Annotated in this window: 28 protein-coding genes and 1 tRNA gene; 11 read left to right on the forward strand and 18 right to left on the reverse strand. The window is 66.7% G+C overall.

Features of this window, described 5'->3' with window-relative positions; translation table 11 throughout:
• Positions 1-230: 230 nt before the first annotated feature.
• The 6 genes from ACFOSH_RS31885 to ACFOSH_RS31910 form a co-directional block, all read right to left on the reverse strand.
• On the reverse strand, positions 231-572 hold the full coding sequence (locus ACFOSH_RS31885; RefSeq protein ID WP_378243236.1) for a hypothetical protein: 342 nt from the start codon (positions 570-572) through the stop codon (positions 231-233).
• Positions 569-997: a hypothetical protein gene (locus tag ACFOSH_RS31890; protein ID WP_378243238.1), complete on the reverse strand. Its 429-nt coding sequence runs from the start codon at positions 995-997 to the stop codon at positions 569-571. The genes ACFOSH_RS31885 and ACFOSH_RS31890 overlap by 4 nt, the downstream gene beginning before the upstream one ends.
• 77 nt (positions 998-1,074) lie before the next feature.
• On the reverse strand, positions 1,075-1,845 hold the full coding sequence (gene rhuM / locus ACFOSH_RS31895; protein ID WP_378243240.1) for a RhuM family protein: 771 nt from the start codon (positions 1,843-1,845) through the stop codon (positions 1,075-1,077).
• The gene (locus tag ACFOSH_RS31900; protein ID WP_378243242.1) at positions 1,842-2,540 is read right to left on the reverse strand and encodes a hypothetical protein; all 699 of its coding nucleotides are present in this window, start codon (positions 2,538-2,540) and stop codon (positions 1,842-1,844) included. Before ACFOSH_RS31900 ends, rhuM begins: the two co-directional genes overlap by 4 nt.
• Before the next feature lie 170 nt (positions 2,541-2,710).
• On the reverse strand, positions 2,711-2,980 hold the full coding sequence (locus ACFOSH_RS31905) for a hypothetical protein (protein WP_378243244.1): 270 nt from the start codon (positions 2,978-2,980) through the stop codon (positions 2,711-2,713).
• The gene (locus tag ACFOSH_RS31910; protein WP_378243246.1) at positions 2,977-3,216 is read right to left on the reverse strand and encodes a helix-turn-helix domain-containing protein; all 240 of its coding nucleotides are present in this window, start codon (positions 3,214-3,216) and stop codon (positions 2,977-2,979) included. The genes ACFOSH_RS31905 and ACFOSH_RS31910 overlap by 4 nt, the downstream gene beginning before the upstream one ends.
• A 163-nt stretch (positions 3,217-3,379) precedes the next feature.
• On the opposite strand from ACFOSH_RS31910, the gene ACFOSH_RS31915 reads away from it, so the two are divergent.
• Complete coding sequence (locus tag ACFOSH_RS31915) at positions 3,380-3,787, forward strand: helix-turn-helix domain-containing protein (RefSeq protein WP_378243248.1); 408 nt, start codon at positions 3,380-3,382, stop codon at positions 3,785-3,787.
• Positions 3,788-3,936: 149 nt separating this feature from the next.
• Positions 3,937-4,182 carry a hypothetical protein gene (locus ACFOSH_RS31920; RefSeq protein WP_378243250.1) on the forward strand — a complete coding sequence of 82 codons (246 nt, stop codon included), beginning with the start codon at positions 3,937-3,939 and terminating at the stop codon, positions 4,180-4,182.
• Positions 4,183-4,804: 622 nt separating this feature from the next.
• Here the strand turns inward: ACFOSH_RS31920 and ACFOSH_RS31925 are convergent.
• On the reverse strand, positions 4,805-6,025 hold the full coding sequence (locus ACFOSH_RS31925) for a L,D-transpeptidase (protein ID WP_378243252.1): 1,221 nt from the start codon (positions 6,023-6,025) through the stop codon (positions 4,805-4,807).
• Positions 6,026-6,219: 194 nt separating this feature from the next.
• On the opposite strand from ACFOSH_RS31925, the gene ACFOSH_RS31930 reads away from it, so the two are divergent.
• A tRNA-Lys gene (locus ACFOSH_RS31930) sits at positions 6,220-6,292 on the forward strand.
• Positions 6,293-6,496: 204 nt separating this feature from the next.
• Positions 6,497-6,793 carry a hypothetical protein gene (locus ACFOSH_RS31935; RefSeq protein WP_378243254.1) on the forward strand — a complete coding sequence of 99 codons (297 nt, stop codon included), beginning with the start codon at positions 6,497-6,499 and terminating at the stop codon, positions 6,791-6,793.
• Positions 6,794-6,837: 44 nt separating this feature from the next.
• Here the strand turns inward: ACFOSH_RS31935 and ACFOSH_RS31940 are convergent, their stop codons facing one another.
• Positions 6,838-8,271 carry a SulP family inorganic anion transporter gene (locus ACFOSH_RS31940; RefSeq protein WP_378243256.1) on the reverse strand — a complete coding sequence of 478 codons (1,434 nt, stop codon included), beginning with the start codon at positions 8,269-8,271 and terminating at the stop codon, positions 6,838-6,840.
• Positions 8,272-9,124: 853 nt separating this feature from the next.
• Here ACFOSH_RS31940 and ACFOSH_RS31945 point away from each other — a divergent pair.
• The gene (locus ACFOSH_RS31945; protein WP_378243258.1) at positions 9,125-9,820 is read left to right on the forward strand and encodes a hypothetical protein; all 696 of its coding nucleotides are present in this window, start codon (positions 9,125-9,127) and stop codon (positions 9,818-9,820) included.
• A gap of 92 nt (positions 9,821-9,912) precedes the next feature.
• Here the strand turns inward: ACFOSH_RS31945 and ACFOSH_RS31950 are convergent, their stop codons facing one another.
• The 4 genes from ACFOSH_RS31950 to ACFOSH_RS31965 all read right to left on the reverse strand — a co-directional run bounded on the left by ACFOSH_RS31950 (position 9,913) and on the right by ACFOSH_RS31965 (position 13,244).
• Complete coding sequence (locus ACFOSH_RS31950) at positions 9,913-10,044, reverse strand: hypothetical protein (protein WP_378243260.1); 132 nt, start codon at positions 10,042-10,044, stop codon at positions 9,913-9,915.
• 695 nt (positions 10,045-10,739) lie between these two features.
• Entirely contained in the window at positions 10,740-11,900 is a 1,161-nt protein-coding gene (locus ACFOSH_RS31955) for an oxygenase MpaB family protein (RefSeq protein WP_378243262.1), read from the reverse strand.
• 17 nt (positions 11,901-11,917) lie between these two features.
• Positions 11,918-12,970, reverse strand: coding sequence for a polyprenyl synthetase family protein (locus tag ACFOSH_RS31960; RefSeq protein ID WP_378243264.1), 1,053 nt, complete (start codon positions 12,968-12,970; stop codon positions 11,918-11,920).
• Positions 12,963-13,244 (reverse strand): hypothetical protein, encoded by a 282-nt coding sequence (locus ACFOSH_RS31965; protein ID WP_378243266.1) that lies wholly within the window; start codon positions 13,242-13,244, stop codon positions 12,963-12,965. The genes ACFOSH_RS31960 and ACFOSH_RS31965 overlap by 8 nt, the downstream gene beginning before the upstream one ends.
• Before the next feature lie 983 nt (positions 13,245-14,227).
• Here ACFOSH_RS31965 and ACFOSH_RS31970 point away from each other — a divergent pair.
• The 3 genes from ACFOSH_RS31970 to ACFOSH_RS31980 all read left to right on the forward strand — a co-directional run bounded on the left by ACFOSH_RS31970 (position 14,228) and on the right by ACFOSH_RS31980 (position 16,779).
• Positions 14,228-15,685 carry a pyridoxal phosphate-dependent decarboxylase family protein gene (locus ACFOSH_RS31970; RefSeq protein WP_378243268.1) on the forward strand — a complete coding sequence of 486 codons (1,458 nt, stop codon included), beginning with the start codon at positions 14,228-14,230 and terminating at the stop codon, positions 15,683-15,685.
• 83 nt (positions 15,686-15,768) lie between these two features.
• On the forward strand, positions 15,769-16,146 hold the full coding sequence (locus ACFOSH_RS31975; RefSeq protein WP_378243269.1) for a hypothetical protein: 378 nt from the start codon (positions 15,769-15,771) through the stop codon (positions 16,144-16,146).
• A 315-nt stretch (positions 16,147-16,461) separates the two neighbouring features.
• On the forward strand, positions 16,462-16,779 hold the full coding sequence (locus tag ACFOSH_RS31980) for an FHA domain-containing protein (RefSeq protein WP_378243587.1): 318 nt from the start codon (positions 16,462-16,464) through the stop codon (positions 16,777-16,779).
• A 10-nt stretch (positions 16,780-16,789) separates the two neighbouring features.
• Here ACFOSH_RS31980 and ACFOSH_RS31985 read toward each other — a convergent pair whose 3' ends face one another.
• Genes ACFOSH_RS31985 through ACFOSH_RS32000 form a run of 4 tightly spaced genes read right to left on the reverse strand, consistent with a single transcriptional unit; the run spans position 16,790 to position 20,210 of the window.
• Positions 16,790-17,911 carry a hypothetical protein gene (locus tag ACFOSH_RS31985; protein WP_378243271.1) on the reverse strand — a complete coding sequence of 374 codons (1,122 nt, stop codon included), beginning with the start codon at positions 17,909-17,911 and terminating at the stop codon, positions 16,790-16,792.
• Positions 17,912-17,920: 9 nt separating this feature from the next.
• A complete protein-coding gene (locus ACFOSH_RS31990; RefSeq protein WP_378243273.1) occupies positions 17,921-18,919 on the reverse strand; it encodes a zinc-binding dehydrogenase in 999 nt (332 codons plus the stop codon).
• Between the two features lie 46 nt (positions 18,920-18,965).
• Positions 18,966-19,337 (reverse strand): VOC family protein, encoded by a 372-nt coding sequence (locus ACFOSH_RS31995; protein WP_378243275.1) that lies wholly within the window; start codon positions 19,335-19,337, stop codon positions 18,966-18,968.
• A 3-nt stretch (positions 19,338-19,340) separates the two neighbouring features.
• A complete protein-coding gene (locus tag ACFOSH_RS32000) occupies positions 19,341-20,210 on the reverse strand; it encodes a sigma-70 family RNA polymerase sigma factor (RefSeq protein WP_378243277.1) in 870 nt (289 codons plus the stop codon).
• Between the two features lie 82 nt (positions 20,211-20,292).
• On the opposite strand from ACFOSH_RS32000, the gene ACFOSH_RS32005 reads away from it, so the two are divergent.
• Entirely contained in the window at positions 20,293-20,706 is a 414-nt protein-coding gene (locus ACFOSH_RS32005; RefSeq protein WP_378243279.1) for a VOC family protein, read from the forward strand.
• Here the strand turns inward: ACFOSH_RS32005 and ACFOSH_RS32010 are convergent.
• The gene (locus ACFOSH_RS32010) at positions 20,694-21,686 is read right to left on the reverse strand and encodes a hypothetical protein (RefSeq protein WP_378243281.1); all 993 of its coding nucleotides are present in this window, start codon (positions 21,684-21,686) and stop codon (positions 20,694-20,696) included. The two genes, ACFOSH_RS32005 and ACFOSH_RS32010, sit on opposite strands and share 13 nt — an antisense overlap.
• A 563-nt stretch (positions 21,687-22,249) precedes the next feature.
• Here ACFOSH_RS32010 and ACFOSH_RS32015 point away from each other — a divergent pair.
• Both ACFOSH_RS32015 and ACFOSH_RS32020 read left to right on the forward strand, forming a co-directional pair.
• Positions 22,250-22,969 (forward strand): S1 family peptidase, encoded by a 720-nt coding sequence (locus tag ACFOSH_RS32015; protein ID WP_378243283.1) that lies wholly within the window; start codon positions 22,250-22,252, stop codon positions 22,967-22,969.
• 203 nt (positions 22,970-23,172) lie between these two features.
• Positions 23,173-23,940 carry a S1 family peptidase gene (locus ACFOSH_RS32020; RefSeq protein ID WP_378243285.1) on the forward strand — a complete coding sequence of 256 codons (768 nt, stop codon included), beginning with the start codon at positions 23,173-23,175 and terminating at the stop codon, positions 23,938-23,940.
• 65 nt (positions 23,941-24,005) lie between these two features.
• On the opposite strand, the gene ACFOSH_RS32025 is transcribed toward ACFOSH_RS32020, so the two are convergent.
• Positions 24,006-24,263, reverse strand: a complete 258-nt coding sequence (locus ACFOSH_RS32025; protein WP_378243287.1) for a hypothetical protein — start codon at positions 24,261-24,263, stop codon at positions 24,006-24,008.
• Positions 24,264-24,273: the final 10 nt, after the last annotated feature.

The following is a 24,273-nucleotide window of genomic DNA, read 5'->3' on the forward strand; positions in this document are numbered from 1 at the left end:
CACCAGCCACAGGGCACCCGAACCTGCGAACACCGGAGGACGCTCACCCGATAGCCACTCATCCCCAGCGCTGTATCGGCGGGCCCTCGCGATAACCCGCGTCCCCTCGGGGGTTTCGATCACCGCACCCGTGTGACCGAATCGGCGCACGAACTTCCCGTGCGTCTCTTCGCGGGTCGGGATACGGGTACCGGCCACCACGTCACCCTCGACGAACTCGATCGCGGCAGTCATCGCTGAACCCCCAACGCGTAGCCGAGAGCGCGGACAACAAGGAGACGGTTGCCGGTATCCAAACTGGACAGGCCGAGCTGGTCACGGGCGAGCGACAACGCGAACCGGAGGACCGCCATTTCCCCGCTCGAACCCCAAAGAAACGACGACGTCTCCAGCCCTTCGGCGACGGCGGACCAGTCGATCCACAACGTGCCGAAGTCCTCGCGCACGCAGTGCTTCAGGAAGCCTTCGTGGCAGAGCCAGTGGCCCTGGTCGGCGAGCAGCTCGTACGCTGCCCGCTCAGGTGCATCCTGGGTGTTGGCCCACTCGCGGAGCCTGCCCACGGTGTCTTTCATCGCGCACCCACCGGCAACTCGTCCACCGACACCCGAACCAGATGATCCGCGAAAAGCGCCCGGTCGTAGTCACTGTCAGCGTTGAGGTTGCGCAACGCCGCCGCCTGACGCTGACGGACCACGAACCGCCACAAGCGGGTCAACGTCTCGTCGCCACGGACCACCGACGCCCACGAACGCCACGGCACCTCCTCGTCACCCTCGAAACCGAGAGCACGGGAATCACCGCTGGACAGGCCCAGCTCCAAACGACCGCGGTAGAAGCTGCCGAACACCTTCCCCAGCACATCCGTGTGGGGATAGCCCATGTTCAGGTCCGGGCCGACCCGCTGGTGCCAGCCCGGCACCTTCTCGTCCAACAGGGCCACCCCGCGACGCACACGCGCCGACAGCGACTCCGGTCGGTTACGATCTGTCTCGGTCATGAGAGTTGATCCCTTCAGGTTGATCTCTCGTGATCAGCCCGTCTCGTGTTCGCGCACGGGACGGGCGCTTTCATTTCTCAGGCAGTGCGAGGAAGCGTGAGCTTCGAGGCAGCTCCGACCGCGGCGACCATTTCCGCGACGGTCGCGCCATTCGGGTAGTGCAAGTCGATCTGCGCGAAGACAGCCAGGACCGTGTTGTCCAGCAGCTTGAGCTCGCGCTCGGTGAGGTAGTTCTTCGCGACACCACGGTCAGATTTGGTGGGCCCGCGCTTCCCTTCCCAAGTCCGGAGTTCACGAGCCGCAGTGCGAATCTGGCGCGCCGTCTGTCCGAACAGCGTCAGATAGAGGGTGTCCTGAACGTGCCGGTAGCCCTCAGAGGTAGCCCCACCAAGCTTCAAGGTGCGCAGGATGTTCTTGTAGTCCTGCCGTTCCTGAAGGCGCTTGACCTGAAGAGCACTCAGGCGGCGCTGCCCGACCTCGATCTGTTCGTCGGTGATCCGCTTCTCGTCGACGACCATTCCCACGCGGTCGAGCTCGTCGAGCATGTCGAGCACGAGTTCGGAGTACTGCTCTGCACGCGGGTGGTTTGACCGCATCAGCAGCCGACGGATGCCGCGCTTCGTCAGGTGCTTCACCTTGCGGCGCGTCGGCTTCCCGCCACTCTGGGTGAGAATCGAAATTTCGACCTCCATCCCCGGCAGGAGGTGGTCACGTCGAACGTCGCTCGGCCGCTTCCATCCGGCCCACCTGATGAACTTCTCGGAGTGAGCACATGGCCCGTGCTCGGGATGCGCGACGAACACCGACTGGTCGAGCCCGTCGAAGTCGAACGGGATCAGCTCGCTCATCGCGACGCACCCACTTCCGGGGTGGCACCGTTCGGGGCGTGCCCGAAGTGCGTGCTGACGTTGTGGCGCTGGAGGTACTCGGCGACGGCCTGGCGGTAGATCGCCGCCTTCGGCACGTCGGCCTCGCGGGCCACCTCGGCAACCGCGTCAGCATCACGGCGCGGAATGGCGAAGCCTTCGTTGACGAACTCGTCGGGCGCCTTGCCAATCCTGCGCGGTTTCGGGCGCGACTTGGCGAATTTGTGCAGGTTGGCGGCAGCCGTGTGCGGGCTGAGCCCCACGTCCTTCGCCGGTACCCCCGCGTCCAGTTGTCGTCTGATCGCAATGACGTGACGAGACGATCCTGTCGGCCCGTTGCTCTTCGCCTTGGGCAAGCCGACGAGATCGGCAACGTGCGCCGCCGTATGACCGTCGGGCCCATGAACACGAACCGCATGTCCCGTACGCGTGTTCATTCCCTCGGCCGCCAGCGTTTCAACGGCGAGCACCTTGGCATAGGTCGGGCACTTGAACCCGTTCTCCGCCTCCCACATGACACAGAGGTCCTTGTAGCCGAGCACAACCCACGCGCGCATCGCGACCAGTTCGCGGATCGCCTCCTCGAATGCATCAACCGCCTTCGCCGCCGACCGCAGCAGAGACCGCGCACGTTCGACCTTCACTGGGTCGTCGTTGGCAATCAGGTCCGACGCCATCAGGCACGCACCAGCACGCCGAGAACGAACAACGCACCGAAGAACAGGACCGCGAACACCGCCGCGGCGATCAGCTCGCTGGTCGACTGGTCCATGACAGTTCCTCTCGGGAAGTAGATGGGAAGCCGGTGGACCGGGCAAGCAAGGGGGAGACCCGGCCCACCGGCAGGTCAGGACGCCTTGCGGTTGCGGTGCCTGGCGACGGAGCGAGGAGTCGCGCCGAACACCGTCGCGTCCACTGCCGGGGCCGGACTCGGGGTCGCCTTGTACTCCAGCGCCGCGGCGATCGCCTGGACGTGCTCCTCCGTGAAGCGGGTTTCTCGGCCGACCCGGAGGCAGGAGAAGCGTCCCGTTTTGATGCCGTTCCGCAGCCAACTGTCGGACCGGGCGCCGAACATGCGGACGACGTCCTCGACGGAGTAGGTGGTGAGTTCGCTCATGCCGCCGCCTTCCGAACGAGACGGTCCCGCTGAGCGGGATCGATGCCGAGGGTGTCGCAGATGGAGACGAAGACGCGGGGACTGACGTACTGCCGTGCGCCAAGCTCGATCTGACTGACGTACTGGAGAGAGACCCCGACCTTGTCCGCGAAGGCTTCGAGGTTGTCGCCGCTGAGCTTGCGGAGTCTGCGCAGTTCACCGCCTGCGACGGCGACTCCGGGGGGTTCGTTTGCCATGCGATCAACTTAGCAATGTTAAGCCATATTCAGCAACCGTTTCAGGCAATCACTTTCCGCAACCATGTTCGTCCATATGTGCCAACTTGTGGAACCGGTATGCAAGTCAGTGGCAAATTCAGCTAGATTCAGCACGTCCGACCACAGGGGAGAGGCAGAGAACATGAGCACCGACGAGACGCCCCAGCAACGCCTGGCGCGCCGCGTAAAAGAGCGCCGCGTTCAACTGCAGATCAGCGTCCGAGCCGCCGCCAAGGCCGCCGGCGTCGACCGCAACACCTGGGCGAGCCTCGAAGACGGGACTCGCGTCCTTCAGGACAGGAACTACTCGAAGATCGAAACCGCGCTGTCGTGGCCGGCGGGTGAGATCGAACGGATCCTCGCGCCGATCGACAACGAAGTAGAGGCGTCGGCTGCGCGACGACGGATCCTCGCGCTCACCGACGTTCAACTCGCCGAGCGGGTCGTGGAGATCAACGAGGTGCAGGGACCCGACGCTGCTGCGGACTATCTCCGCAAGGCGACCGAGCTTCGACGGAACTCGGACGAAACGATGCGGCAGGGTAGTTAATCCGGAGTCGATCCGGAACCCCTCGTGACACATCCGGGCCATGTGTTACTCCACCCGGGTTCGATAGTTCGTTCGGCGCTAACACGCTTCGCAGATCGTGCGAAGGTGCTAGGACAGACGGGCTAACCCCCCGGCGGGAGGAGATAGAAATGACCTTGCTGAGAACGCCGATCAGACCGCACAGGGTTCTGTTGCTGGCAGGTGTCCTGCTCGCCGTGGCCGTCATCCCGCACGCGGCGATCGTGTTCGTGCGCGAGATCCCGGCGACGTTCGTGGTCGTTCACGCGGTGGCGGCGAGTACGTGTTTCATCGTGGGGGAGCAACGGCGCCAGTGGCGGCATCGGGTCGATCAGGTCCTGAAGGTTGCCGCCGAGATCACGGCAGCGCATCGCTGAGTTGGGACGCGGCCCTGGACCTTTGGTCGCTACGTCAGCCTGTTTCTGGTGGTGACGATGAAGGCCCCCGGCAGAGTGCCGGGGGCCTCGTCATGTCAGGGTCGAGTTGGCTTTCCGGCTCAGTTCCCGCGTCCCCGACGGGGACACGCTGTTGTCCCCTGAACGTCGCTGAATGTTCCTGAACGTCACTGACCAGGCAGTTCTACCCCCGAGTGTTCCCCCATTCGGGTAGAGAACGGGTTCGAAACCCGTCGCTCACCCCATCACCCCAGTCTGTTCGGGGCTCTCACGAGCCTCTTCCCACAGGCTGGGGTTTCGCCTTTTTTTGGGGGCCGAGCCCCCAAACCCCCGCCGGAGGGCTGCGCCCCCGGACCCCCATCCGTTCGGTGCCGTCGGTGGCCGAACCACGTACCGCCACCGGCGATGACGGCGACACCGTCCACTTCGGTGCCACCGACGGTGAGCCCGCCCAAACCAGCGAAGGCCCAGTCCCAGAAGTGCCGCTACAAGACCAGCGGCGAGACGCAGTGGGAGTACTTCAACGGGACCCCTCGCCCCGGAACGCCATGAGGGGTCCTCATAGGACGAATTCCGTCCTATGAGGACCCCTCATGGCCTCGCGTCAGTTCCGGTCGCCGCCGGTCTTCCAGTCGTCCCAGGACATCTGCCACACCGACCAGCCGTCGGTCGGCTCCAGCACCTGCGGGCCCGAGTTGGCGACCGTGATGATGTCACCCTTCTTCGAAGTGTCCATCAGCCACTTCGCGTTCTCGGTCGACAGGTTGATGCAGCCGTGGCTCACGTTCCGCTTGCCCTGCGAACCGACCGACCACGGCGCCGAGTGGTAGAAGATGCCGCTGTTCGACATCCGCACCGCGTACTTCACGAACGTCCGGTAGCCGGCCTTGCTGTCCGACGGGACACCGTAGGTGCCCGAGTCCATCGTGTACCCGGTGTGCTCGCTCATCACCGTGTAGGTCCCGGCAGGGGTGCTGCTCGACGGCTTGCCCATCGAGATCGGCATCTGCTTGACCTCTTGGTCGTTCACCACGACCTTCATCTGGTGCGTGCCGCCGTCCGCGGTCGCGACCAGTTTGTCGCCGACGACCACCTTGGCCGGCTTGTCCTCACGGCCGAAGGTGTTGTTCCCGAGGTTCTTGCCGTAGATGGCCGCGTTGACCGAGATCTTCGTGCCCGGCTTGAAGTACTCCTTGGGCCGCCACATCACGGTCTTCTCGCCGAACCAGTGGAACGCGCCCTCGGCCTGCGGCTCGGTGACGATCTTGAGCGCCTTCTCGGTCGCCGCCTTGTCCGGCACGTTGCCGGAGAAGCTGAAGATCAGCGGCAGCCCGACGCCGACCGTCTCGCCTTCGACCAGGTTGATCGAGACACCGATCTGCTTGCCCGGTTTGGACGTGGAGAACGTCGAGGTCGCGGTGACCGGCTTGCCGTCGGTCCCGGTCGCGGCCGCGGTGACCGTGTAGGTCTTGCTGTAACCGAGCGGCTCCGCCGACTCCCAGCCCGAACCGTCCTCCTTCGGCTTGCCCGCGACGACCTTGCCGTCGGCGCCGGTCAGCTTGACCTCGCCCACCTTGCCGTCGGCGACGGCGACCGTGACCGGCTCGCCGGGCGCCACGTCCGCCGCACCCTGCGCCGGGGTCAGCGTCATCGCGGCGGGCTTCGGCGCAGGAGCGGGCTCACCGCTCTGCTGCGAACCACCGGGAGCGCCGCCCTGCGACGGCGCTTCACCCGACGGTGTACTCGTGCACGCGGCCAGTGTGAACCCGGCCACCAAAGCCACCAACGCCACCCGCGACCGCCCCGTCGCTCCCCAGACCCTCATGCACACCGCCCGTTTCGCCTGGTACCAACCCCAACGTCTGGCTATAGTCTGCCTGACCGGCCGCAACGCCTGCGGCCGGATGGCCGAATACGTGCCGGCCCGTCGCTAGGGGACCCCCCTGAAACGGGCCCCGGCAACCCCGTGTTAATGTTTTCCACGTCGCCGAGGGAACACCAAAGCGGCGGAACAAGCAGGCGCCATTAGCTCAATTGGCAGAGCAGCTGGCTCTTAACCAGCGGGTTCGGGGTTCGAGTCCCTGATGGCGCACATTCAGGCCCCACGTTTTCGGTTTCGATGACGTGGGGTTTTGTGCTATGTGGACGCATTTCTTCCACTTCCTTACTGTCCATTGTGGTCTGATCCGCGCCCGAGACGAGCCCGAGCTGTCGGGCGGGGTTCCTGGGGATGAGGCTGGCCGTCGCCTCGGCCGCTGCGAGGGCGATCTCGGGCAGGACCGTGGTGTAGGTGTCCATGGTCACGGTGATCGAGGAGTGCCGGAGCATGGCCTGTACGACTTTCATGGCGGCGAGGGCGAGCGTGGCGGAGGTCGTGCAGGCGGATGGGCGGCAGCCCGGCTTGGCGGACGATCTCGTAGAACCGCTCGGTGACATCGGCCGGATGCAGAGGGCTCCCGTCAGGCTGCGTGAACAGCAACCCGCTGTCGACCCAATCGCCGCCGAGTCGAGCCTTGTCCGCGTCCTGGCACGCGATGTGCTGACGCAGGACGAGGACGGTGTTCGCGTCGATCGCGACGATGCCTTCCGATGAAGTGGTGGCGAGCCGGCACGGCCCGCCACCTGGCCTCTGGAGGGTCAGTGACCGCCGACGAGTTCGCCGGAGAGCTTTCCGTGCATGCGGGCACTGTGCTTGTTCAGCCCGGCGATCTCGACGGTCTTGCCCCGCGACTCGTACTTGGCGGTGATCGCGTCGAGGGCGGCGACGGTGGAGGCGTCCCAGATGTGGGCGCCGGCGAGGTCGATGACGACCTTGTCAGGGTCGTTGGCGTAGTCGAACTGGTAGACCAGATCGTTGCTGGAGGCGAAGAACAACTCGCCGGTGACCGCGTACACGACCTGCGTGCCGTCCGGATCGAGGACGGCGGTGACCTCGACCAGGTGCGCGACCCGGCGCGCGAAGATCACCATCGCGACGATCGAACCGACCACGACGCCGATGGCGAGGTTGTCGGTGGCCACCACGACGCCCACGGTGACGACCATGACGATGATCTCGCCCGCGGGCAACCGCTTCAGGGTGCCCGGGGCGATGCTGTGCCAGTCGAAGGTGCCGAACGCGACCAGGACCATGACGGCCACCAGGGCGGCCATCGGGATCTGCGAGACGAGCGGGCCGAACACGATGCACAGGATCATCAGGAAGGTGCCGGCCAGGAAGGTCGAGAGCCGGGTCCGGGCGCCCGAGGTCTTAACGTTGATCATGGTCTGGCCGATCATGGCGCAGCCGCCCATGCCGCCGAAGATCCCGGTGACGACGTTCGCGATTCCTTGGCCGATCGCCTCACGGGTCTTGTTGGAACGGGTGTCGGTGATGTCGTCGACGAGCTTCGCGGTCATCAGCGATTCCATCAGCCCGACGAGCGCGAACGCGAGCGCGTAGGGCGCGAGCAGGCCGAGGGTGGCGAAGGTGAACGGCACGTCCGGCACGCCCGGGACCGGCAGCGAGGAGGGCAGCGTGCCCTTGTCACCGACCGTCGGGATCGCGATCCCCGCGGCGATCGTCAGCGCCGTCAAGGCCACAATGGACACCAGTGGCGCGGGGACCGCTTTGGTGAGTTTGGGAAACAGCACCATCACCACAAGCCCGGCGGCGAACAACGGATACACCGGCCACGGTACGTCGATCAGCTCCGGCACCTGCGCCAGGAAGATCAGGATGGCCAAGGCATTGACGAACCCGACCATGACGCTGCGCGGGACAAACCTCATCAGCTTGGCCACGCCCAGCGAACCGAGCACGATCTGGAACAGCCCGCCCAGGATGACCGTGGCGACCAGGTAGCCGAGACCGTGTTCCCGGGCCAGCGGCGCGACGACGAGTGCGATGGCACCGGTCGCGGCGGAGATCATCGCCGGTCGTCCGCCGACGATCGAGATCACCACCGCCATGGTGAACGAGGCGAACAGCCCGACGCTCGGGTCGACGCCCGCGATGACGGAGAACGAGATCGCCTCCGGGATCAGCGCCAGCGCGACCACCAGGCCGGCAAGGATCTCCGTACGGGCCACCTTCGGCGACAACCATGAAGGCCTCGAAACACGCAGACGCGACGACGTCCGGGACACAAGATTCGGCACAGGCAGGCAACCTGTCTTCTCGGGCGCCCACGCGGGGCGCTAACGACCTCACGCCTCCACGGCGTGCTTGAAAGACTTGGTGAGGGCGAAAGGCGCTTGTCAGCCTTTCCTGGCATCGCCCAGCATGGGCGGGCTAACCCGGAACAGTCACAGCGGCCGGCACTGCACGCAAGTAACACTCCCCGACCCGAAGTTCGAAGGCGGGGATGTCAGCGCCCCCAGCGAAGCGGCGGGCAGAATCGCTACCGCCTTCAGCAACTCTCACCTCACGTTAGAGTAGAGATCTCTCGCTCACGAGGCCGTCTAGCCTGAATGAGGGCCAGATCACCTTCAGCCTGGGGATACGCGGCTAGTTCGACCGGGTACAAGCGGAGGCGTGGAAGAACTCGTTGGGGAGACCGTGCTCACCGAACACCCGAGAGCCGCATACCGAGCCCCGGCCAGCTCCCGTGCCAGGGTCACGACCTGCCGCGGCATCGCCTGCGAACTGAGCCGGAATGCCTGACACGAATTCACGTCCCGTCACCGCTCGACGTGTCGGCTGGGGCCGGGCCGACAAGCGCAGAACCCGAGGTGCCGGCGAACGCCGACACTCCACGACCGTACCGCCGCGCACCACCTGGCCGATACCGCCACACCGTGTCGACCGCCGGCCCGGCGATCATCGAACCGATTGACCGGCGACGTATCCTATGGTCAACCCGCTGGGCTTAACCAACCGCCTCGCGGGCCGGCGGCGACCACCTCGGACTGCAGTCTTCTGATCGCCGCCAAGGACAAGCGAGTGAAGGCCGTCGTCGCCATGAGCGCATGGGGAGACTTGTCGACCTCCCTCTACGAGAACGAGACCAGGCGCATAAAGGCCTTTCACGCGCTTCGGGGCTTCCTTCAGACTTGGCCGAGCCCACCGTCTCCCCCTTCCTTTCCACCCGGTCCCCAACCTGATCCGGTGCCGGGAGTGAGCAGGCTCAACCCCGAAACCGAACAGGTCTTCCAGAACATCGTGGACAACGTCGATATCGCCGGGTTGCGTGCGTTCGCAAACAAGCGCTCACCGATACAGGCCGAGTTCCTCGACGAATTGAATCGTCCGAACCTGGCGATCCGGCTCTGCGCATATTGGCATGAGACGATCTTCTCCAACAATTCCGTGGTGGAACTCTGCACCAAGTTGTCGATCACGTCGAAGAAGCTCATCGGCCGGGTCGGCGACCACGGCAACGCCGAGGGTATAGGGCTGGCAGGTGAGCACAGCAGGCCGACGGCCGCGGCCATGAATTGGTCCGATCTTCACCTGAGGGGCGAAGGTGCGGCGGAGACCGAATCCGTCGTCGTCGAGACGATGCCCTATCCCTACGCCGACGCGCACCGCTTCCGCACCTGGGACGAGTTCACCGACGCGCCCGTGCGGTTCACCCTTCACGAACCCGGCCCCCGTTCCGACGGCAGTCTCGGCAACCAAGGCACCGGATCACCGTGAAGCCACACCCTCAGGATCGACGAGACCTCGGCCGAGATCGCGGATACGTTGGTAAAGCGAGGAATCGGCGAACGCCTCGCCCAGTTCTGCCGCTACAGCACCCGCGCCATCTCCAGGGAGAACGCCGCGACCTGGAGTTGCCCGCCGTTCGGCGAAGACGAGCGCATCAGCGGCGAAGTGCGGATGCGGCTCACCCTGACACCGCAGTCCCCGAGCGCGGCCATCGTCGCCTACCTCTTCGACGCCACCCCGGAACTCTTAGTACTCGCCGCACAAGCTTGACCACCGGCTTCACCTCCGCCCGAGGCAGGCCCGAGGTCTGGACCAATCACGCGCCTCTTCGATAGCCGTAGCCTGCTCGACGACACGACCCCGTCGAGCAGGTCATCGCGAGCGCTCCGCACCTCCGGGCGACTGGAATCACCCACACCCATGGCGATCCCCCTGTCCCTCGACACGGTTGAGGACGACACCCGGCGACGAGACGAACCTGCCGATGACGAGAATCTCAGTTCGTCTTATAAGGGAACCACCGAGATCAGTCTCAGATTCGCGATATTCCTCGAGATCGCCCGCCCTTGCCGTCTCCTATACGTTCGACTTCCGAGGAGCGATCGTTCTTGACTGATCGTCGCTCGAAGTCTGGCGACCGATCCGCACGCGCTGCTGATCGTTGGGCACGACGAGGGCGTCATAACCGCGTAGCGCCGCTCGGCGGCACCGATGTTCGACAGGCCACAGACTCGCGCGATACGAGCAGTTCCCGGCACTCGAGAGGGCAACCGGCCCGGTTCGCTCACCCTGCTGGAACTGGCAACCAGGTTCAAGGCCGAATGGTCCATAGGCCAATGGAATGTAACCGGCGCGCGAAATGCCGAGCCCGCGGTCTGGACCGCCGGCAAGGACGATGCCCGCATCCTCACGGCAGCGACCCCGTCATCGGTGGCGGGCTCCAGCGTGCGGCCCGAGAGGAGGAGACGTCGTACTGGTTCTTGAGATGTTCGGGAATGGCGTACTGCATGACCCGGCCACGAGTCAGGGAGCTGAGTTCGAATCGGGTGGTCAGGCCACCGAGTCGATCCAAAGCCCACGCGCCCAGAGGTGAGCGGTCCTCGATCGTGTCCAGCAGCCCCAAGACCGCGGGAGCGACCTTGACCGCCGAGTCCCACGCGGTGCGGGGCACCTGAAGCCAGTCCGCGCAGGTATCCCCGATGAGGTATCGGACCAGAGCCGCCACCAGCGGGTCCAACAGGGTTCCGGGGACGACCTCTTCGTAGAGTTCGATGAGCTGAGCGGTCAAGCGTGCACCCTCCGGGGAAGGGCCCATGTGCCGGGTCATGTACAGATCGGAGAATTCCCGGGCGCTGTCGAGGTCAACGGGTGCGTGGTCGGTGCTGACACCCAGCATCGCGGCCACCACACGCCAGGCGTAGTAATAGGCTTCCGCGCCGTCGGTCGACATGTGAATGCCAAGCCGGTGCAGAGCGTCGAGGACCTGGATCGAGAACATCATCTGCCCCCCGATCATGTCCTCCTGACAGATGGGGACGCCCAGTTCTGCCATATTCCACCGATCTTCTTGGCGGAGATGGTGGCGGATGGAGGCGTGCAGCAACCGCACTTTCTGCGCTGCCGGAATGAATCGGCTCCCCGCCTCGAACGCATCGGGCTGCATGAGAAATACGGTGAACTGACCCGTCTCGGCCATGCGCCGCGAGGGATAGTCCAAGGAATGGGTGGCACTGAGCAGTTTGGCCACGTGCGGGATCGCGTAGCAAGCCGGCATGGACGCGAACGACAACGCGGTGGAGATGTGCACGTTGTTGTCGATGAAGAACAATCGCGCTTTCTCCATCTCACCCCAGTCGACCCAGTCAGGTGGCGTGCTGGTGGCGTGCAGGTACTCCCGCGCCACCTCGGGCAGGCCCTCGGGCAAGTCCTGCCCGACTGCGGATACCTGCCGCATGAGGGTGTTGAACTTGCCGATCTCCCCGTTCTCGAACATGGTCTTCACAGTCGCGTCGGCCAGTTCGTCGCCGACCAGTCTCAGTGCGTCCATGGATTTTTCCGTGTAGGTCACGAGATCCTCTCAGCTGGTCAGTGTTCTCGGGCGAGGGCGATCGTTGCCAGATGTGTCAGGGCGCGAGTCGCACCATGCGGCAGGTTGGCGAGGGTGAGCGCCGACTCCGCGGCCCGGCCGCGTTGGGTGATCATGTCTTCGACACGCACCGGTGCACCGGTGCGCCGCATGATCTCCCGTACTCGCCGTAGTCCGCTCTCGGCCAGGCCTGGTCGTCCCAGCAAGCCGCGCAGTTCGCTGCGCTCGGCAGTGGTGGCCGCCGCCCAGGTCTCGGCCAGCAACGCGGTGGGCCGGTTACCCACGATGTCGTCACTGGTGGATTTGCCTGTGCACCGGGAATCGCCGAACACCCCGAGCAGGTCGTCACGTAACTGGAATGCTTCGCCAAGGGGCAGCGCATAGGCGGAGAATGTCCGCATGAGCCGACGTGGTGCTCCCGCGAGGGCTCCACCGATATGCAGTGGGTGCTCGACCGTGTACTTCGCGGTTTTGTAGCGAATGACCTGCAGTGATCCGGTGGCGTCGGGTTCGCTACCGGTACGCAGGACTTCGAGGCATTCGCCGGCGACCAGCTCCCGGGCCAGTACCGACCACAGTGTGTGGGCCCGGGACAAGTAGGCCGTGGGTAGCCCGCAGGAGGTGAACAGCTGTCCCGCCCAGGACATGAGCAGGTCACCACACAGCAGGGCCAGCGCCCGGCCACCGGCACGGGCACATGATCGCTCAGAGATCGCCGCGCGCAAGGCGATGTGAGCACTGGGCTTTCCGTGGCGCAGCGCACTGTCGTCGATGAGATCGTCGTGCACGACCGCGGCGGCATGCACCAGTTCCATGGCCGCGGCAGCCTTGACCAGCGCATCACTGTCGGGCTGCCCCGCAGCCCGCCACCCCCAGTAACAGAAGGCCGCACGGAGACGTTTGCCCCCGGCGACGATGATCTCCAACTGTCGCGCCACCGGTTGAAGATCCGCATGGATGGCGGTCAGGAGCTGGGTCTGGCGCCGAACGAACTCCTCCAGCGCACTGTCCACACGTATCTGCAGCGCGATGTGTTCGTCCTCGTCAGTCAAGGTGGGGCTCACGCTGAGCTGCGATTCGCCGGGCCAGCAGCTCCAGGTGCGAGGGGGCCACCGCCGCATAGCGCGCGAGCGCCAGACGTCCCCGGGCCTTGATCTGCTGGTGGCCCTCGTGGGCCAGGTCGGCCGTATCCGACCGCTTGAGCAGGCTTTGCAATCCCGTCAGGGCTGATCCGACGCCACTGAGCGCCATGTCCGCCACCCCCGCGACCAAGAGCATGGCTTCGTTCTCGTCCTGCTGTTCGGTCTTGGCATCCGAGTCCGTCACTGATTCTCCCCGCCCTGCCTGCGCTGTCACTGTCCGACCTCCCGGCCGGTTCTCGCGATATCGTCACCGGCATTGTCGGCCTCTTGTCGCACCGCCGCCGTGGACCACAGTGTTTCCATTCAGGGCAATAGCGGCAGTGCACTTACCTGAGTCGCCCCCTTGGATCGCGGGGGCGCCGAATAGGTGGACTATTTAATAATTATCGTCGACTACCGCAGGCATCAACCGTATTCACTCGATCAGGTCGCCCGAATCACAATCGCGATGCCACTACGCCATTCGGGGCCACGTCATGGGGCGACACCCCGCACCAAGGGGCCAGGTGAGCAGACGCGGAATCAAAGAGAGGAAATCTCGCTACCGGCCCATTGCTCCAGCAGCCCGGCCGTTGTTCGGACTGCTCCGCAATTACCGGGCGCACCCGGAAGGAGTAGCGTGGATCGACGAATCGTCACTGTCGACGGGATAGTGGTCACCCGGTTTCCGGGCCCCCGGCGGGAACGAGTGAGCAAGTCGTTTGAATCCGTTGCTGCCAGTTTTGAAATCTCGCCGGCGCGCGAGGGCTTGACCTGAGCATTGCGGGACGAGAATTTAGTCGCGGCGCCCCATTGGGTGACTTCCCGACCGTTTCTGCGGCCGCTAGCTTCTATTGTGACGCTTCGCAACCAGCCGCGTTTCAGGAACGGGCACCACGCCGGACGCGACGGTCGAAAACGGCCAAGCTCGTCCGGTTGGCCGCCACTCAGCTCGATGGCCGGATCCCGCTGGCCGGTCATCTCGGAGAGGCCACCGCCGACCCGAACAGCACACCGCGGATCCCGGCCTCACCGTGGAGCACTCGGCCGATGTGGAGCTGGAAAGCGCGCTCATGCGCGTTTCCCAGTCCGCGCCTGTCCCCGAGCCAGCCGTCTGCGGAAACGCGGCAGGCGCCTGCTGTCCGGCCGAGGATCACACCCCGAACAGTAACGCTAAGGTGATCAGCTATGCACAGATCGCAACATTCGATCGAAGGTCCCCTGGCGGTAGAGCCGGACGACTTCCGGCGAGAACTCGTCCGTACGGCACACTGGGTCGCCGACTACCTCGAAGCGATGCCCGAGTCGCCGGTGACCCGCCCGTTGCCGGACCAGCACCGCCGTCGCCTTTCGGCTTCTCCGCTGCGCGACGGCGGGCAGGCGCTGCCTGAGTTCCTCGACTTCATCAAGACCGATGTCGCCCCCTACCCTGGAGGCAATGGGCATCCCGCGTTCTTCGCGTGGATCACGACCCCGCCCGCGCCGATCGGCATTCTCGCCCATCTCGTCGGCGCCACCCTGAACGCCAGCTGCGGCTACGGCGAGAACGCGTTGGTGGACCTGGAACGCGGGGCGGTGCGCGCGCTGGCGGACCTGGCGGGCCTTCCGCAGGGCACCGGAGGGGTACTCACCAGCGGCGGGTCGATGGCCAACCTGCTCTGCCTGGCCGCCGCCCGCACCTGGTTCCTGGCCTCCCGGGACGCCACCGACGGTGTCGCCCATGACGACATCCATGCACGTCTGGTGTGCTACCAGTCCACCGAAACCCACATGAGCGTCACCAAGGCAGCACGCACCATAGGTTTGCCGCCGTCACGTATCCGCCACGTCCCGGTGACCGCGGATCTGCGGATGGACCCCGGCCGGTTGCGGGCGGCGGTCGAAGCGGATCTCGTCGCCGGGCTGCTGCCGTTCTGCGTCGTGTCCAACCTCGGCACGGTCGGCACCGGCGCGATCGACCCGTTGCCGGAGATCACCCGGGTTTGCCGCGAACACGGTCTGTGGCACCACGGCGACGGTGCTTACGGCGGCCTGGGCAGCGCCCACCCCGACCTGGCGCCCCACTACGAGGGTGTCGCCGAGCTCGACTCGCTGACCGTGGATCCACACAAAGTTCTCAACGTCCCCATCGCCTGCGGCGCGGCGCTGGTCACCGACGCGGGCAGACTGCGGGCGGCGTTCTCCACCCGGGCGTCCTATTTGGACGGCAACGACGAATGGCCGTGGCTCTCGGAATCAACCCTGGAACTCACCCGGCCCGGTGGCCGGGCGCTGAGTGTGTGGGCAATCCTGCATCAACTCGGCCGCGACGGAGTCCGCGACCTGCTCGAACATTACCTGAGCCACGCCCGGCTGCTGCGCGAACTGATCCGCGAGCGACCGGACCTCGAACTCATCACCGACGGCCCGTGGGCGATCACCTGCTTCCGCTACTCGCCATCGAGTTTCGACGGTGACCTCGACGTACTCACCACCCGGATCGCCCGCGAACTGCAGGACGGCGGCAAGACGTTCCTCGCCACCGTACGAGTGCACGGAACGCTGACACTGCGCGCGTCGGTCTGCGGCCACCGCACCACCAAAGCCGACGTCGAAACCCTGGTCGCGGAGGTGACCCGCATCGGGGAACGGCTCACCGCACATTAGCCGTCGAGCCGCCTGGCCATCGACGCGCTGCCGATGAGCGGATGCTCACAGCCCCGCTCATCGGCAGCTCGTCGAATGACGGCATGACCGATGCCGAGCCAGGCTTGGTCGAGGTGTTCGACGGGTGGCTCTCTCGTCGGCTGCCCACCACGAACATCATCGCCGAGCCGGAGAGCGAGTTCGGTGCGGGATCGGCCTACAGGATCTTCACCGCGGCAGACCAACCCAACCCCATCACACTCGAGCGAACACTCGCCACCTCACCGAACGTCGCGTTCGTCGACCTGGAGAGGAAGATCGGCATCCCCGCGGTCATCGACATGGCAGACCGGCTAAGCCTGCGAAAGACCTTGGCCTCGAAGGTCGCCGGCGAGCAACCGGTACCGACCCCCACCGGGACCAGCCCCAGAGCCAGTACTTTCAAGACCTGCTGTCCTTCACGTTGCGGAACAGCCCGGTGAGCCCGTTGGAAACGGCCGCCGTGCCCGCCACGCTGATGAGCGGCGCCATTTGGTGCCCACCGACACCGATCCTGTCGGTCACCGACTGTGGCGGCGAACCGGTGCCCGGATTTCCGGATGCCGTTGGTGGGCTTTGATCGTCTGTGCAGCCCGGGTGCAGCCGACGTGTCACCCCGATTCAGTTACCGACCGCTACCAGCCGCGCCCGCGACGACCCGCTGCACTGTCGAGGCATCACTACCTTGTTGATCTTGGCACCTCACTGGTATCCCGCCCGCCGGACGAGAGCCGCCGTCGCGTCCGACGTTGACCTGGGTGGACGGTGCGGGCCGGGCTCGGCTGCGTGAGTTGCCCGCGGCCGGACGTCTAGTCATCGGCCGGGACGCGGGTGCCGATGTCGCGTTGCGCCACGACGGTGCCGCATCCCGCAGCCATGCCGAGATCACCGTCGGCGCCGACGGGCATGTCCTGGCGGATCTCGGTTCCCGTAACGGGACCTTCCACAACGGCGAACGCGTCGGGGAACCCGTCCCGCTCTCCCCTGGCGACCTCATCCGCTGCGGCGACACGGTGCTGGCTGTGACGAGCGGCGGAACGCCGGTCAGCGCGGTCGACGGCACCACCCGTTCCTGAACCTGCGACGTCACCAAGGATTTTCGGCGTACCCGTGAAGCGCAGCCGAAATCTGCTGCCGGATGCCGGGGTCCGCGGATGGCTCGAAGCGGACGACCGGCAGGCCGTACTGCCAGGCGGGCGTCATCGTCGCGCCGGGAAGCTCGCGGAGCCTGTCGAAGGGGATCCAGGCCCAACCGTCCTGCTGGGGGTCCAGGTTTTCGAACCCGACGTACTCGACGAACGGAAGGTACTGGGTCGGGCCGACCAGGGTCGTGGAGCAGTAGCTGAACGGGAGCGAGGTCTTCGCGTTCTCGCCCCGCTGCGCCGCCGCGACGTCGGCTTCGACACCGTGCAGGTGTTCACGGAGGTACTCGAGGAAATCGGCGTAGGCGACGACCCGCTGGATCACCTCGGCTTCGCGCACAGTCGGGTACGCCGGTGAATCCTCCGGCGGCCGCCACGGGCTGAGTGCGCCGTCGACGATCGCGTAGGGCGTGGGAGACAGCCGCCGGTTTCCCGAATTCCGGAAGCTGCCGATCGCGCTGCTCACCATGATTTCGAGATACTCGCCGTCCGCACCGATGATCATGATGTCGTCGTCGCAGGCGGGCAGGACGACGAGCTCACCCGGCACCCGATTCCGCCACGGCTCCAGCATGGCCGGGGCCACGAGCGGAACGGTGCGGCGAGAACTCCGCACGGACCGCACGGCGAAGCTCTTCGCCGGGCCGCCGTCACCGATCATCACCTCGGCCCCGCCGGTTCCGCCGAGCAGTCCGGCGGTGGTGACCCGCGCCCGCTCGATCGCGGTTTCCCGGTCCACGCCCAGTTTCTCCAGCAGTTCCGGCGTGACGACATGGTTTTCACCGGTCGGTTCCTCGAAGACCAGCCACGGCTGGAACAGATCGAGTTCCGGCCGGAACCGCCAAGCCGCCGCGGTGTCGCCCCCGAGCACCGCGGTCCTGACGAGGTCGCCGTGCGGGTCGAGCGGGGCTGGGTCGCCGCTGTGAGGGTCACGGAAGACGGGAGCCCGCAGGGTCAGATACAGGTCGTCGATCGACGGTTCGGCCGGACTCGACGGCGACGGACTCGTGGTGTCGGCCGCGGCCGATCGCGTTCGGGCACGGCGCATCCGGTCCAGAATTCCCATGCGGCCACGCTAGCAACGCGGCGGACTGGTCGACGTCATCCAGGACTGCACAGCGATGGCGATCTTGCCGCGGGGACGGCCAGAGCCACCTTCCAGCAGCGCGTGCGCCTGTGCGACGTCGGCCAGCGGCAGCACGGCGCCGATCACCGGCTGGAGTCCGCCCTGGTCGACCAGACGGCCGACCGCCTCGAGCTTCGCCCTGCCGGGGCTGACGAAGAGAAAGTGGTAGGTCGCGTTCACGCCCCACGCGGCGAGCAGGTTCTGCGGCTCGGGGATGTCCACAATGGACACCACGTGGCCTCGGTCGGCGAGGACTTCCGGGCTGCGGGCGAGAGTGTCACCGCCCACCGTGTCCAGCACGACGTTCACCCCGCCCAGCGCGCGGACCTGCGGTGCGTAGTCGCCTGCCGAGAAGTCGATCGCGGTGTCGGCTCCCAGTCCGGTGACGAACTCGTGATCCCTTGCCCGCGCGGTGGTCACCACCTCGGCTCCCAGCGCAGCGGCGACCTGGATGGCGACCGAGCCGACCCCGCCCGCTCCGCCGTGCACCAAGACCCGTTCCCCGGATCGCACCCCGGCGCGTTCGACCAGCGCCTCCCACACCGTCACCCCTACGAGCGCGAGACCGGCGGCCTCGACGTGCGACAACCGTGCGGGCTTGCGGGCGACCAAGGCCTGGTCGACCACGTGGAACTCGGCGTAGGTTCCCTGCCCGGCGAACATCGGCGCCAGGTACCAGACCTCGTCGCCCGGCTGGAAGTCGTCCGCCCCAGGGCCGGTCTCGACCACCACGCCGGACACGTCGTTGCCGATCACCGCGGGCAGCACCACCTGGTCGCGGTAGTCGCCGCGCCGGGTCTGCAGGTCGAGAGGGTTCACGGACGTGGCCAGCACGCGCACCAGCACCTGGCCGGGTCCGGGAGCGGGTCTTGGCAGCTCGCGGATGGCGAACGCGGTGTCCGCGTCGCCGAAGCGGACAAGCTCCACCGCACGCATCGAAGTCGACATACGATGATCTTGAATCGTAATATCACGAATTGTCAATACGTGAGCCTTACCCTCCGGGTTCGGGCCGCCCGCCGCGGAGCTGACTGAACCGCAGCATGTTCCCGGAGAGGTCGAAGAACGCGCAGTCGCGGACGCCGTAGGGCCTGTCGATGGGTTCCTGGAGCACTTCGGCGCCTGAGGCTTCGATGTGTTCGAAGATGGCGTCGCAGTTGTCGGTTACGAAGCCGAGGTGCCCCGGCAGCTCCTTGGCCATGCGGTCCTCGATGAGGATGATCCGCAGTTCCGGCTGCGACGGCGGGCTGACACTCACCGCCTGACCGTCGTCGAGGACCTCGAAGCCGAGCACGTCACGGTAGAAGCCGACCGCCTCGTCGAGGTCGTGGACGGCGAGAGCGCAGCACGAGAGCCGGAGATCCACGCGTCACTCACCCCCGAGATAGACCATGTCGAGGTCACGGAGAAGGTCCGGATCCGCTTGCAGCTCGATGCCGGTGATCTTCCCGTCGGTGACGGTGAACGTGAAGACGACCTGCGGCCGGCCGCGGTGTGCCCAGACCGCGGCCGGAACGCCGTCGACCAGGGCGAGCCGGGCGGCCTGGGCGCGCCCGGCGAAGACGGCCGCCACCGCGTCGGCGCCGCGGGCCTCGGCGGCCGCGCCCATCCGGACGGCGGCCGGGTCGGCGACGAGCACGGCGTTCGCCTCGAGCAGCGAGAGCAGGGCGGCGAAATCCCCGTCCCGGGAGGCGGCCAGGAACGCGGCGACGATCTCCCGCTTCGGCGATCGTGCGGCGTCGGACGTGGCGGCCGCTCCCTGCACCCGCCGCCGGGCCCGGCTGGCGAGCTGACGGGCCGCCGCCGGGGAGCGGTCGATGATCTCGCCGATCTCACCGAACGACACGGCGAAGATGTCGTGCAGGACGAACGCGAGCCGTTCGGGGGGAGTCAGGGTGTCCAGCACCACCATCAGCGCCACGCCGACCGAGTCGGCCAGCAACGCGTCGTCCTCGGGGCCCGCCTGCGGCGCGACCGGCTCGGGCGGCAGCGCACCGGCCGGGTCCTCACGCCGGACTTGGCGTGCCTCGAGCATGTTCAGGCAGACGCGGGCGACGACGGTGGTCAGCCAGCCGCCCGGGTTCTCCACCTGCCCGGTGTCGGCGCGGCTGACCCGCAGCCACGCCTCCTGCACCGCGTCCTCGGCATCGCCGGTGGAGCGGAGCATCCGGTAGGCCACCGCCCGCAGGCGATCGTGGTGCTCGGCGAACCGCTCGGTCAGCCAGTCTTGTTCGACCATCTGTCACATTCCTTCGTCCGGACCTGTCATTCGGATTGACCGGCGACGCCACGCCGATGTGACAGCACGAAGGAGACAGGAAATGAAAGCGCACGTCAGCTCGATCCTCCTCGCCGTCGAGGACATGGACCGGGCCAAGCAGTTCTACACCGAGGGCCTGGGCTGGAAGATCAAGAACAACTACGGCGTCTCCGTGTTCTTCGAATCGGACGGAGCGTCGCCCGTCGGCTTCTACCGCCGCGAGGGCCTGGCCGACCAGGTGGGCACGAGCCCGGAAGGCAGCGGTTTCAGCGGGCTGGTCCTCACCTACGTCGTCCGCAGTGAGGCGCGGGTCGACGAGGTCATCGCGGAAGCCGAGAAGGCCGGCGCCACGGTCCTCAAGCCCGCGGGCGCTCTGCCGTGGGGCGGATACGGCGGCTCCTTCGCGGATCCGGACGGCTACATCTGGAGCCTCGGCTACAGCGCCCAGGGAACGGATCAGCTCTACGCGGAATAGCCCGCGTCCATAGTGGACTCACGGTCTGGCCTGCCGGGCTCGGCAGGCCAGGTCCAGGCCATCCCCTGGATCCCGGGCGTCACCGCCGTGGTGAAGGCGACAGCCGGGGAGAGCGTCGAGAGCGGCACATCGGTGACGTCGCGCTCCGGGCCGGAGACGTGATCCAGCCGGTAGGAGTGACAACTCTCCGGCATCGCCTCCGGGTCGAAGTGGATCTCCAGCAGATGTTCGGGCACGGAGTGGCGGAAACGCCGGTCGTGGCGATCGTCGGGAACACCGTCGGTGTACTCGAATTCGTACTCGAAGATCGCGGTCTCCCCGGGCGCGAGCATCCGGTTCGACACCAGTTCGCTGACGATGAGCGCCTGCTCCGGGAACACCTCGGTGCGGCCGGGTACGCAGTAGCGGGTCGCCACCAGCCTCGGCGGGCTTCCCGGCGCGCAACCCCGCAGGACCACGACCCGGACCTGGGCAGGCTCTTCGGTGGCACGGACGACCTCTCGCACGCGCAACCGGGTCAGCTTCCGGTCGCTCCCGATGTGCAGCGACTCGTGCAGGCTCAGCAGCACGAACGACGGTTCGTCCGCCGCCTCGAACGAATGCAGCACGGAAAGCACCGGCTCCCGCGGATCCCACAACCGGTCCCAGCCGACCAGGCGGCGGATCGCGGGACGGTCGCCCTCCGGACGGCGGAGCAGATCGAGCAACGATCTCGCGGGGAGCCCGAGAAGGTCTTCCAGCAAGCCGACCGCCCGCAGCGACTCGGGGCGCTCGGGCCGGGTCCGCCCCGTTCGCCAATAGCTCAGCGTCGTCGTACTGACCGACACCCCCGCTTTGGCGAGCCGCTCCTTCACCCTGCCCAGCCCCAAGCCGCTACGGTCGATGGCCCGCGACAACGCCTTGCTGAAAGGCCCTGTGACGAGCGCGCGCTCCAGTTCCCCCTCGGCCGAGGCCCCTGGGGTGACGACGAACAGCGACATCGGATTCTCTCCCCGGAAGGACGATCGCGTCGAAACCGGAGCCGCGGACGGCGGGTCGTCGCCGGTCGCGCCCTTGCGGTGTGGCAAGCCACGGCAGGGTCGTGGCCCGCCGGACTTCAGCGGTGATCTTGGACGGCTTTTCGGCGTGAGCGCAATCCGCAGAAAGTAGTGTCCTGTTCCGTTGACGCGGATTTCCCACATAATCCCCGAGTGCGAACCGGATGACGATGGCCGGATTCCTCGACAACTTCGGACAATTCGGAGAAACCATTCCGGCGGCCCGATTCCCGGCCGTCCGAGACCCCGGCCCGGAGCCGTGAACGTTCCGGGCTTCCGGCCGCGACATCCTTCAACCGAAGGAAAGTACGAGGCAGCCGGTGTTCCACGTACCGGCTGCGGGCGGAACGATCCGCGACTTTCGTATCCCTACCTACGAAGGTATTCCGCTTCTCCCGTTGTCGGACATCTTGGATCGACCGGCATCGAGCTCCTCTGCCGGATTCCCCATCATCCCCGCTCATCCACGACCACCAGGCGGCTCGGCCGCCCGATTGTGAGCAACCATGCGAAAACTGGCTTCAGTCGCTCTCGGGATCCTGGCGGCGGCACTCGCGGTGTCCACGCCCGGAATCGCGAACGCTCAAACGGACTCCGGTGTCCAGCCCTCGATCATCGGCGGCGGCACCGCCACGGAGACCTACAGCTTCATGGTCTCGCTCAACAACGGCTGCGGCGGCAGCCTCGTCGCGCCCCAGTGGATCGTGACGGCCAACCACTGCGGCAGCGCGTCGCAGGGCCGGATCGGCTCCACGAACAAGAACTCCGGCGGCGAGGTCGGCCGGATCGACCGCCGCGTCACCAAACCCGGCACGGACCTCACCCTCATGCACCTGTCCACGGCCGCCCGCTCCACGCCGGTCGCGATGGCCACGAGCAACCCGGCGCCGAACACCACCGCACGGCTGCTCGGCTGGGGCTGCACCAGCTGGCCGAGCTGCAGCACACCGACCACGCTGCGGCAGATCGACCTCAAGGTGCTGTCCAGCAGCTCTTGCTACGCCGGCGGCGGCAGCGCCGGTGACGTCTGCATCTCCGGCGATCGCACGCATTCCGCCTGCCACGGCGATTCCGGCGGGCCGGCGGTCGTCGGCACCACCGGACGCTGGACCCTCGTCGGGGAGACGCACGGCCCCGGGGACAACGGCGGCGAATGCGCCACCAGCACCCTCTACACCGGCATCGCCCAGCACCTGAGCTGGATCAAGCAGCAGACCGGCGTCTGAGCGACAGCGCACGAAACGGCACGCCTCGGCCACCGAGGCGTGCCGTTTTTTTCGTCTATTTCGGACAGTTTCGCGCAGCGCAATCCGCCGAAAGAACTGTTCCTTCCCGTTGACCGGTTCGGATCTTCTCGCGGATTTCCCCGGGCACCTCTCGTGAATACGTTCGAAGTGTTCCCCCTCCCCTGCGTTTCCGAGGAGTCCCCATGCGTGAAACCACCGGCCGGACCGCCCGCGCCGTCGCCCTTCTCGCCGGCACCTGCGCCGCGCTCGCGACCCTTGTCGCGGCGCCCGCGGCGGCGAGCACCCCGACCGCACCGGTCTCGCCCGGTGCCGCGCCGTCGATCATCGGCGGCAGCACCGCCCAGAATCCCGGCTACATCGCCCGGTTCAACGGGCACGCAAACGGCTACACCTTCTTCTGCACCAGCACGCTGATCGGCGCGCGCTGGGTGCTCACCGCCAAGCACTGCATGTACGACAACAACGGGCAGCGTCTGCAGGACATCGACCTCTACGTCGGTTCCGACAGCGCTTCCGGTGGCGTGCACGCCAAGGCTTCGGCGACCTACCTGTACTCGGGCGGAGACCTCGCCCTGATCAAGCTGAACACCAATGGTGGAAACACCTTCGCGCGGCTCGCCGGCAGCACTTCCGACGCGCAGGAAGGCGACTCCGCCCGCGTGTACGGCTGGGGCGCGACCCAGGCCGACCACGAAGGCGACCACCAGTCGAAGGTGCTCAAGCAGGCGACGGTCCGCATCTCCGACACGAACGCCCAGGACAACTACGGCGGCCCGGCGATCGACGCCGACACCCCGAACGGCGCGGTCGCGGGCGGGGACTCCGGCGGCCCGATGATCGACGACGGCGTCCAGGTAGGCGTGTGCTCGACCAGCGACCGGTCCAGCACCACCAGCTATGGCAGCGTCGCCGCGGGTCGTAGCTGGATCCGCCAGACCAGCGGGATCTGACCGACGAGAGAGCGGGCCGTCTGCCGCTCCACGCCGGCAGGCGGCCCGCTCCCTGGCCTATCGGGCTATCGGCGGGAAAGGACGCGCTTCGCCAGCCATCCGGCGTAGACGGCCAGCCCCGCGACCCCGGCCTTCCGGGTGGGACGGGCCGCGATCGCCAGTCCGATGGCGAGTTCGGTGGCGCCGTTGCGGTAGGTCCAGTTGCGGACGTCGTCGGCGAAGGCCATCTTCGTCACGGGTTCGAAAGCCGCCGGGGCGGCGAAGTGGGCGAGACCGGTCGCGGCGATACCGAGGCCGAGGACCTTGCCGGTGCGTGAAGACATGGAACCACCT

This window comes from Amycolatopsis speibonae, assembly GCF_042647925.1.
Classification (GTDB): Bacteria; Actinomycetota; Actinomycetes; order Mycobacteriales; family Pseudonocardiaceae; genus Amycolatopsis; species Amycolatopsis speibonae.

Excerpts from the sequence above, each read along its gene's own strand:
- ACFOSH_RS31885 (WP_378243236.1), bottom strand. The coding sequence starts at position 572 with ATGAAAGACACCGTGGGCAGGCTCCGCGAGTGGGCCAACACCCAGGAT.
- ACFOSH_RS31890 (WP_378243238.1), bottom strand. The coding sequence starts at position 997 with ATGACCGAGACAGATCGTAACCGACCGGAGTCGCTGTCGGCGCGTGTG.
- rhuM (WP_378243240.1), bottom strand. The coding sequence starts at position 1,845 with ATGAGCGAGCTGATCCCGTTCGACTTCGACGGGCTCGACCAGTCGGTG.
- ACFOSH_RS31900 (WP_378243242.1), bottom strand. The coding sequence starts at position 2,540 with ATGGCGTCGGACCTGATTGCCAACGACGACCCAGTGAAGGTCGAACGT.
- ACFOSH_RS31905 (WP_378243244.1), bottom strand. The coding sequence starts at position 2,980 with ATGAGCGAACTCACCACCTACTCCGTCGAGGACGTCGTCCGCATGTTC.
- ACFOSH_RS31910 (WP_378243246.1), bottom strand. The coding sequence starts at position 3,216 with ATGGCAAACGAACCCCCCGGAGTCGCCGTCGCAGGCGGTGAACTGCGC.
- ACFOSH_RS31915 (WP_378243248.1), top strand. The coding sequence starts at position 3,380 with ATGAGCACCGACGAGACGCCCCAGCAACGCCTGGCGCGCCGCGTAAAA.
- ACFOSH_RS31920 (WP_378243250.1), top strand. The coding sequence starts at position 3,937 with ATGACCTTGCTGAGAACGCCGATCAGACCGCACAGGGTTCTGTTGCTG.
- ACFOSH_RS31925 (WP_378243252.1), bottom strand. The coding sequence starts at position 6,025 with ATGAGGGTCTGGGGAGCGACGGGGCGGTCGCGGGTGGCGTTGGTGGCT.
- ACFOSH_RS31935 (WP_378243254.1), top strand. The coding sequence starts at position 6,497 with ATGGTCACGGTGATCGAGGAGTGCCGGAGCATGGCCTGTACGACTTTC.
- ACFOSH_RS31950 (WP_378243260.1), bottom strand. The coding sequence starts at position 10,044 with ATGGCCGCGCTCGGGGACTGCGGTGTCAGGGTGAGCCGCATCCGCACT.
- ACFOSH_RS31970 (WP_378243268.1), top strand. The coding sequence starts at position 14,228 with ATGCACAGATCGCAACATTCGATCGAAGGTCCCCTGGCGGTAGAGCCG.
- ACFOSH_RS31975 (WP_378243269.1), top strand. The coding sequence starts at position 15,769 with ATGACCGATGCCGAGCCAGGCTTGGTCGAGGTGTTCGACGGGTGGCTC.
- ACFOSH_RS31985 (WP_378243271.1), bottom strand. The coding sequence starts at position 17,911 with ATGGGAATTCTGGACCGGATGCGCCGTGCCCGAACGCGATCGGCCGCG.
- ACFOSH_RS31990 (WP_378243273.1), bottom strand. The coding sequence starts at position 18,919 with ATGTCGACTTCGATGCGTGCGGTGGAGCTTGTCCGCTTCGGCGACGCG.
- ACFOSH_RS32000 (WP_378243277.1), bottom strand. The coding sequence starts at position 20,210 with ATGGTCGAACAAGACTGGCTGACCGAGCGGTTCGCCGAGCACCACGAT.
- ACFOSH_RS32005 (WP_378243279.1), top strand. The coding sequence starts at position 20,293 with ATGAAAGCGCACGTCAGCTCGATCCTCCTCGCCGTCGAGGACATGGAC.
- ACFOSH_RS32010 (WP_378243281.1), bottom strand. The coding sequence starts at position 21,686 with ATGTCGCTGTTCGTCGTCACCCCAGGGGCCTCGGCCGAGGGGGAACTG.
- ACFOSH_RS32015 (WP_378243283.1), top strand. The coding sequence starts at position 22,250 with ATGCGAAAACTGGCTTCAGTCGCTCTCGGGATCCTGGCGGCGGCACTC.
- ACFOSH_RS32020 (WP_378243285.1), top strand. The coding sequence starts at position 23,173 with ATGCGTGAAACCACCGGCCGGACCGCCCGCGCCGTCGCCCTTCTCGCC.
- ACFOSH_RS32025 (WP_378243287.1), bottom strand. The coding sequence starts at position 24,263 with ATGTCTTCACGCACCGGCAAGGTCCTCGGCCTCGGTATCGCCGCGACC.